Origin of the sequence: Thermotoga sp., assembly GCF_021162145.1 — a bacterium.
Taxonomy (GTDB): Bacteria; Thermotogota; Thermotogae; order Thermotogales; family Thermotogaceae; genus Thermotoga.
The window spans coordinates 1-6455 of record NZ_JAGGZH010000101.1; the positions used below are offsets into that span (position 1 = coordinate 1).

Here is a 6455-nt window from a genome sequence, read left to right on the forward strand (position 1 = left end):
GTGGAAGACCTGTTATTGTAACAGGCTATCGAAAGAACTACATATACGACTGGAGAATATTGAAAGGCCTCGCCACACTTGGTGCTCCTGCTCCAGAGAAGGAGTCGGCGATTCTCAGCGTGAGAGAGGTGTATTAACGTGAAAAGAGGAAGTCTCATGATAGAAACCTTGATAAGCTTGATTTTGATCCTTCTGGTCGCGATGATTTTCATGTCCATGATTTTGACGGCGATGAAAAACACGGTGAACACTGAGAGATCCATAAAAGCGTTTCTCCTGGTGAACTTCGCGTACGATTATCTTTCCAAATTCAGGGCGGGACACGAAATTCTCAAGAGTGAATACAGCGTGGTTGACAACATGAACAAAGGTTTTTGGAACGATCGATGGAGTAACAGTAATCCCCCATTTCCCTATATTGAGGATCTTCAGGAAGAGGAAATCGTACTTCCAACACCGGATGGAACAGTAATCTACAGGAAAGTCATTTTAAAGATAAAGACCGATAAACAAAACTCAATAACTCGCGTTGTGATAATAGGTGACTAAAGACTCGTAATCGATGGACGATATTAAAAAATGAGAGGAAGGGTTTCGGAGGGATCCACGATGAGAATAGATCCCACGGATGGGAAAGGAAACGAGGTGTTCCACAAAGAAATAACAAGAAGGGAACTGCATGTGGAAGGCAAAAACACTTTCGTCACCGAAACACAAAAACAGCAGGAGAAAGATGTGCAAAGGGCTATAGAAGAGTTCTCAAAAAAGCTGGAAAAACTGAGAAAAATATTCAGAGGAGAGGCGGAGTTCAAGTACGACGACGAACTCAACATGGTGATTGTGAAGATAAAGGACTCTGAAACGGGTGAGCTCATCAGACAGATCCCTCCAGAGGTGATGGTGAAACTAGCAAAGAGCATAAACGAGTTGCTCGGTATCCTGTTGGACGAGAGGGTGTGATACGATGGACCTGAGTAAGATAGCTAGCACCATCAACATGAGGTACTACTCCCAGCTCGGTGGATTCCAGGTGGGAGGGGCCGTCAGCGGTTTGGACACGCAGTCGATCATAGATGCCATTCTCGAAGCAGAGAGTCAGCCGCTTCAGGATTTGACAGAAAAATACGAAAAGTACGAACTTATGCAAAAGGCTTACGAAGAGGTAAAAACGAAGCTGAGGGAATTCAGAGATCTGGTTTACAGCTTCAAACTGCAGAGTACTATCGTTCAGAAGACGGCCTTTTCATCGAACGAAACTTTTCTTTCAGCTGAAGCTTCCTCTGTAGCCATCACAGGTGTGTACCACGTGAGGATCGTTCAGACCGCAACGTACACCACCCTGGTAGGCACAAATGAGGTAGTGCCACCACCCGATTCCACCAAAACCTTTGGTGAGCTCGACTACATGTACTCACCCCAGGAGGGAACAGTGAGACTGTACAACAACGAGTCCGGAAGTTACCAGGACGTCCAGATTCTATCCAGCGATACCATAGATGATATTGTAAGCAAGCTGAACAGCACTCTCTCAAGCCTTGGAATCACGGGGACGGTGAGTTACGATACGGACACGGGAAAGATGAGTATCACATCGGACAAGAACTTTGCTCTGGTTGATATCTCCGGAAACTTCACGAAGGTGTTTCATCTGGATGAAGCCAGCTTGAACTTCGACGGAACCAACTACTCTTTGACCAGCAGTGCCTCCGTAAGCAGTCTTTCCACTTCGAAGACACTAGCGCAAATTGCCACGTACACGTCCAAAACCATCGTCAGTGGAAAGGTGAAAATAAACGGTGTGGAGATAGACGTTGATCAAAACGACACGCTGTCTTCACTGATCGAGAAGATAAACGACAGCGAAGCGGGTGTTATGGCCAGTTATGATTATCACACGAACAGGGTCGTGATCGTGTCGAACAACTCTGGCCCAAGCTCCATCACCCTGGAAGACACCGATGGAACGGGGCTCTTTTCCCTCCTCGGAGTAGAAAGCCACAGCCTCTACGTTGGCCAGAAAGCGCACCTTCAGATAAGCATGGACGGCACGAACTGGACGGATGTTTACTCAGACACCAACGATGTGGAGTACAATGGTGTGACCTTCCACGTTTCAGGCGAAACGTCGGAGACTATCACGATTGACGTCAGGGTCGATACGGATGCCATAGTTGAAAAGATCAAAGAATTCGTGGACAAGTGGAATGAAATAATGGATTATCTGAACGAAAAACTCACAGAAGAACCGGTAACCGACAAATCCGAAGAGGAGATGTCCGAGGAAGAGAAGATGAGAGGAGTCCTGAAAGGAGACGATTTTCTCGAAGGAATTTTCGATCGATTGCGGGGTTTCATCACTTACAAAGTTGAAGGAGATATAAACTACCTCTGGGAACTCGGCATCACCACGGGAGACATAGGAACGGGTTACGAGAACATGATGAAAGGGCACCTCGAACTGGACGAAGAGAAATTGAGGCAGATCATAGAGGATGATCCAAACAAGGTATGGGAATTTTTTGGCAGTGAAAACGGTTTTGCCACGAAACTCGACGATTGTCTCTGGAATCTTGTGAAGTTCAACGGCGAAATAGATCAGGTAGCAGGAATCAGCGGGAGAATAGAAAGGGAACAGCGTTTCCTCGCAACACAAATAGCAAGCTGGATTGAAAGACTTTCAAAAAGAGAGCAGGAACTCTGGAGAAAGTTCTCCGCTATGGAAGAAGTGATATCTCAACTCCAGTCTCAGGGAAACTGGATCTCCCAGGCACTCCAGGGAAGCAGTAGGTGATTTATCCCTTCATACCACTTCTCACGAGGCTCTTCACAAAAAGGTTTTGAAGGGCGAGGAACATAGTAACAGTTGGTATCAAAGCCACTACGGTTCCCGCCATTATCACTCCCCAGTTGTTGGCGGATTCTGCTTGCATCAACATCTTTACTCCGATTTGCACTGTCTTCATCTCATCCTGCATCGTTACTATCAGAGGCCAGAGATACATATTCCAGGCATAAACGAAGTTTATTATGGAAGCACCCGCTAGCATGTGCTTTGAAAGAGGTATCAGAATTTTCCAGAAATATTGAATATAACTTGCACCGTCTATCAGGGCAGCATCTTGAAGCTCTCTTGGGATGGTCAAAAAGTGCTGTCTCATAAGAAACGTGTTTGTGGCACTGGCCATGAAAGGAACAGTGAGAGCCCAGTATGTGTTCACCCATCCAAAAGATTTCATTATCAGAAACAGAGGTAATATCATAACTGTTTCGGCTGGAAGAAACAGCGTGGCGAAAAGGAGAGCAAACATGATCCTTTTCCCTTTGAAATTGAAATGGGAGAACGCGAATCCTGCCAGTGTACCCGTAATCAGTTTACCCAACGTAATCATTGAAGCTACTATGAGACTGTTCAGAAACAGTCTTGCTAGTGGCACATATTGAAAAGCCTCTACATAATTTTTCCAGTGGAAACTGGTGGGAAAGAACTTGGGAGGATAGGAAAAAACCGCTTCGGGTCTTTGAAAACTGATCGTTATGGCTAGGAATAAAGGCAACGCCATAATCACAGTGATCGCTATCAGGATTATCTCGTAAAGTACAACGATTGACCTTTTCTTTTTCATCTTTCTCTCCCCCGTTATTACGTTATTGATAGTGGACCCTTCTTTCCCCAAATTTGAAATAAAACACTGTAACAACAGCCATAATTACAAAGAGAACGACACTCTGAGCTGCCGCGGGACCTGTTTTTTGGAAGGCAAAAGCATCTAGATAGAGTCTGTAGATCATGGTCGTTGTGAAGTTTCCGGGACCTCCCTTGGTTGTGACATCTATGATTGCAAAAGAAGAGAACATAAAGCTCACAAGGTTCATTATGATCAGATAGAAAGTAATAGGAGACAGGAGTGGAAAGACGATTCGCCATGTGCGTGTCCATGCGCTTGCACCTTCGACCATAGAAGCTTCTATCAGTTCCTGGGGAATGTCCTGAAGTCCCGCAAGATAAAAGATGATGTCGAACGGAAGAGTTTTCCATACAGTTGCTATTATGACCGCTATCAGGGCATAAGGTTTCGTGGTGAGCCATTCTACCTGCAGTCCAAACAGTTTGGAAAGAATGTAGTTCACGTGTCCCACAACAGGGTTCAACAAAAAAGACCAAAGTACACCCGCGATCGCAGGAGAAATGGCATAAGGAGTGAAGATCAACGCCCTGTAGATTCTGCTTCCCGGTAGATTCATGTTGAGCAAAAGTGCTATGAAAAAGGCCAGAAAGATGGTTAAAATCAGCGAGGCCAAAACATACACGAGAGTTATCCTGATGGAGTACAAATATTCAGGATTCTCGAAGAGCCTTTTGAAATTTTTCAGTCCGACGAAGACCATTCGGTTACCGAGAGGGCTTATCCTGTAAAAGCTCAGCCTCAACGAGTAGATCGCTGGCCAGTATATAAATAGAGATATCACGATGAAAGTAGGGATGAGTAAGAGGTATGGAAGTACTTTCTTCAACGCTACATCCCTCCAATGAATGTAAGAGTGAGGGGACTCGCCCCTCACTCGTAGAGTTCGTTGTATTCCTTTATAGCTTTCGTGGCTTCCTTTTCAGCCCAGGAGAGAGCTTCTTCTGGTGTCATTTCTCCGTTTATCATTCTTTCTACCGCCGTTTCTATGATGTCTCTGACTTCCGGGAACGGACCTATGACCGCTCCGCGCGTGTTTGGAGTTTGCACGGAGAGCAGAAGTTGAAGCAGTGCGGTCAGATGATGCGGATACTTCGAGTAATATCCCTGATAGAGCAATGTCTCCACCGCGTCTTTTCTCACTGGGAAGTATCCCGTTCCGAGGTGCCAGCGTATCTGCTGCTCTGGTTCAGCCATCCATTTGACAAACTCCCAGGCGGCCTTTATCTCTTCCTTGGGATGTCCTTTTATTATCCACAGGCTTCCTCCACCGATGGGTGTTCCACCGAGTTCCACACCTTCTGGTTTTGGAAGGAACGCTGTTCCAAGTTCGAAGCCGTTCTCTTTCGCAGCGTCCATCATGAGCTTGACATCGGATGTGGAGCTGATCAACATGGCTACTTTTTGTGATATGAACAACTGTCTGGCTCCTGTCCAGTCCTCCTTGGTCGTGTTTATCATCAATCCTTCTTTTGTGAGGGTGTTCCAGAGCTTCAAAAACCTGAGGCCGGCTTCGTGGTTGAAGACAGCCTTCGTGGCTCTGCCAGTTCTACCGTTTTCGTTGTCCACAAGAGGAGCGTTCTGGAGGGCAACGAACTGTTCGAAGAACCAGCTGTGAAGAGGCCAGGTTATGCCCGCACGGACGATATTACCCTTTTCATCTTTCACCGTGAGTTTTCTGCAGTATTCGATGAGTTCCTTGAACGTCCTCGGAGGTTTGTCTGGATCCAAACCTGCTTCTTTGAAAAGCGTTTTGTTGTAGTAGAGTATCGGGTTCGAGGAATTGAACGGCATGGAATAAAGCTTTCCACCCACCCGATAGTAATCGAGAACTTGTGGGAGGAATTTTCCAATGTCGAACGTTGGATCCTCTTTTATGAGATCTTCGATCGGAACGGCGATGTCTCCGTCGATCATGAACTGTGTTCCGATCTCATACACCTGAACGATGTGGGGTGGAGTTCCACCTTTCACTGCTGCAATCAATTTGTTCAATGTGTCTCTGTAGCTTCCTGTGTACTGAACCTCTACTTCGATATCTGGGTGCGTTTTCATGAAGTCCTCTGCCATGCTTTGAAGGAGTTCAATCCTCCAGCCACCCATGGCGTGCCAGAACTGGATTTTGACTTTGGCGAGCGCAAGTACAGAAACGAGTATCAGGGCAAACACCAGAAACTTCTTCATAACAACCCCCCCTTTCGATGTGATTGAGCCACGATCAGATGAGTACAGCTTGAAATTCCCTGCAAAAAATAACGAGGCAACCCCATCAGGGCTGCCTCTCTTGGCTCTCTCCCCGTTCTTTTACTAGTATTTTACAACAGAGAGAACATAGATGTCAAGTGAGTAAGGACGGTGTTTCAAAAAATGGGAAGAGTGAGGGATGACGGCACGAGAGAACACAAAAAAGAGGTGATATAAAGATGGAAAAAAATATGCCACATACATGTTACAGACAAGAGACCTCACAAGAGCAAACACCACAGCCATATCTTCCCTGCAGGTGATCATGAATGAACTTTATGAACATCTGTGAGAGGGGACCTCATTGATGAAAGGCATGGAGATTATTCCAGCATCAGAGCTTTCCCTGTTTGAGAACCTGGGAAGATGGGGTATGATTTTGAAGCAATAAAAACAAGTGAGTTTGATGTGAGTTTTTGAAGAATTCCCACTTGTTTTATCTTCTATGCCTCCCTGTATTGTTTTTGAAACGCCTTCAGTGAGTAACAGATGTTATCAAAGTAGATTTATAAAGCGCTGCAACGGGGA

Annotated in this window: 6 protein-coding genes; 3 read left to right on the top strand and 3 right to left on the bottom strand. The window is 45.7% G+C overall.

The features are described from left to right. Nucleotides 1-138: 138 nt before the first annotated feature. The 3 genes from J7K79_RS06325 to fliD are packed head-to-tail and all read left to right on the top strand — an operon-like array spanning nucleotide 139 to nucleotide 2791. Complete coding sequence (locus J7K79_RS06325; RefSeq protein ID WP_296906473.1) at nucleotides 139-549, top strand: hypothetical protein; 411 nt, start codon at nucleotides 139-141, stop codon at nucleotides 547-549. A gap of 60 nt (nucleotides 550-609) precedes the next feature. Then, nucleotides 610-960, top strand: coding sequence for a flagellar protein FlaG (locus J7K79_RS06330; RefSeq protein WP_296906476.1), 351 nt, complete (start codon nucleotides 610-612; stop codon nucleotides 958-960). A gap of 4 nt (nucleotides 961-964) precedes the next feature. Beyond that, nucleotides 965-2791 (top strand): flagellar filament capping protein FliD, encoded by a 1827-nt coding sequence (gene fliD, locus J7K79_RS06335; protein ID WP_296906479.1) that lies wholly within the window; start codon nucleotides 965-967, stop codon nucleotides 2789-2791. A gap of 1 nt (nucleotide 2792) precedes the next feature. Here fliD and J7K79_RS06340 read toward each other — a convergent pair whose 3' ends face one another. From J7K79_RS06340 to J7K79_RS06350, 3 genes are read right to left on the bottom strand one after another with little or no spacing between them, the layout of a single operon-like run. Beyond that, nucleotides 2793-3623, bottom strand: a complete 831-nt coding sequence (locus J7K79_RS06340) for a carbohydrate ABC transporter permease (RefSeq protein ID WP_296906481.1) — start codon at nucleotides 3621-3623, stop codon at nucleotides 2793-2795. A 22-nt stretch (nucleotides 3624-3645) separates the two neighbouring features. Beyond that, the gene (locus J7K79_RS06345; protein ID WP_296906484.1) at nucleotides 3646-4512 is read right to left on the bottom strand and encodes a carbohydrate ABC transporter permease; all 867 of its coding nucleotides are present in this window, start codon (nucleotides 4510-4512) and stop codon (nucleotides 3646-3648) included. Nucleotides 4513-4556: 44 nt separating this feature from the next. After that, the gene (locus J7K79_RS06350; RefSeq protein ID WP_296906486.1) at nucleotides 4557-5867 is read right to left on the bottom strand and encodes an ABC transporter substrate-binding protein; all 1311 of its coding nucleotides are present in this window, start codon (nucleotides 5865-5867) and stop codon (nucleotides 4557-4559) included. Nucleotides 5868-6455 lie beyond the last annotated feature (588 nt).

Excerpts from the sequence above, each read along its gene's own strand:
- J7K79_RS06340 (WP_296906481.1), bottom strand. The coding sequence starts at position 3,623 with ATGAAAAAGAAAAGGTCAATCGTTGTACTTTACGAGATAATCCTGATA.
- J7K79_RS06330 (WP_296906476.1), top strand. The coding sequence starts at position 610 with ATGAGAATAGATCCCACGGATGGGAAAGGAAACGAGGTGTTCCACAAA.
- fliD (WP_296906479.1), top strand. The coding sequence starts at position 965 with ATGGACCTGAGTAAGATAGCTAGCACCATCAACATGAGGTACTACTCC.
- J7K79_RS06350 (WP_296906486.1), bottom strand. The coding sequence starts at position 5,867 with ATGAAGAAGTTTCTGGTGTTTGCCCTGATACTCGTTTCTGTACTTGCG.